A 1,531-nucleotide genomic window follows, 5' to 3' on the forward strand; every position below is an offset into this window, starting at 1 on the left:
ATTTGCTTTGTGGTCAAGTCCTCGGCCTATTAGTACCGGTCAGCTCCACACATTACTATGCTTCCACCTCCGGCCTATCAACCCCATCATCTCTAGGGGGCCTTACCCACTCTCGTGGTGGGAGACCTCATCTTGAGGCGAGCTTCCCGCTTAGATGCTTTCAGCGGTTATCCCTGCCGAACGTAGCCAACCAGCCGTGCTCCTGGCGGAACAACTGGCACACCAGAGGTTCGTCCGTCCCGGTCCTCTCGTACTAGGGACAGCCCCTCTCAAGTCTCCTGCGCGCGCAGCGGATAGGGACCGAACTGTCTCGCGACGTTCTAAACCCAGCTCGCGTACCGCTTTAATGGGCGAACAGCCCAACCCTTGGGACCTACTCCAGCCCCAGGATGCGACGAGCCGACATCGAGGTGCCAAACCATCCCGTCGATATGGACTCTTGGGGAAGATCAGCCTGTTATCCCCGGGGTACCTTTTAGCCGTTGAGCGACACCGCTTCCACATGCCGATGCCGGATCACTAGTCCCAGCTTTCGCTCCTGCTCGACCCGTCAGTCTCACAGTCAAGCTCCCTTGTGCACTTACACTCGACACCTGATTGCCAACCAGGCTGAGGGAACCTTTGGGCGCCTCCGTTACACTTTAGGAGGCAACCGCCCCAGTTAAACTACCCACCAGACACTGTCCCCCACCCGGATACACGGGCGCGGGTTAGACGTCCAAAACGACCAGAGTGGTATTTCACCAATGACTCCACGATGACTAGCGTCACCGCTTCCCAGTCTCCCACCTATCCTACACAAGACGCTCCAAACGCCAATGTCAAGCTGTAGTGAAGGTCCCGGGGTCTTTCCGTCCTGCTGCGCGAAACGAGCATCTTTACTCGTACTGCAATTTCACCGGGCCTGTGGTTGAGACAGCGGGGAAGTCGTTACGCCATTCGTGCAGGTCGGAACTTACCCGACAAGGAATTTCGCTACCTTAGGATGGTTATAGTTACCACCGCCGTTTACCGGCGCTTAAGTTCTCAGCTTCGCCGAAACACGTTCGACTAACCGGTCCCCTTAACGTTCCGGCACCGGGCAGGCGTCAGTCCGTATACATCGTCTTACGACTTAGCACGGACCTGTGTTTTTAGTAAACAGTCGCTTCCCCCTGGCCACTGCGACCCCCACCAGCTTCGAACGCAAAGGTCCTACACCAGTAAAGGTCCCCCTTCTCCCGAAGTTACGGGGGCAATTTGCCGAGTTCCTTAACCACAGTTCACCCGAACGCCTTAGTATTCTCTACCTGACCACCTGAGTCGGTTTAGGGTACGGGCCGCCACGACACTCACTAGAGGCTTTTCTCGGCAGCATAGGATCACCCACTTCGCCACAATCGGCTCGGCATCACACCTCAGGATACATGAGAGACGGATTTGCCTATCTCTCTCCCTACATGCTTACCCCGGGAACAACCATCGCCCGGGATGGGCTACCTTCCTGCGTCACCCCATCGTTTACCTACTACCAGATCAGGCCGAGCGTTCA

At 56.7% G+C, this 1,531-nt stretch carries 1 rRNA gene; it reads right to left on the minus strand.

The window, feature by feature from the left end:
- Positions 1–9: 9 nt before the first annotated feature.
- A 23S ribosomal RNA gene (locus tag N5079_RS34945) occupies positions 10–1,531 on the minus strand; the annotation flags it as partial.

Origin of the sequence: Planotetraspora sp. A-T 1434, from assembly GCF_025420585.1 — a bacterium.
In the GTDB taxonomy this organism is placed as follows: Bacteria; Actinomycetota; Actinomycetes; order Streptosporangiales; family Streptosporangiaceae; genus JAOEGB01.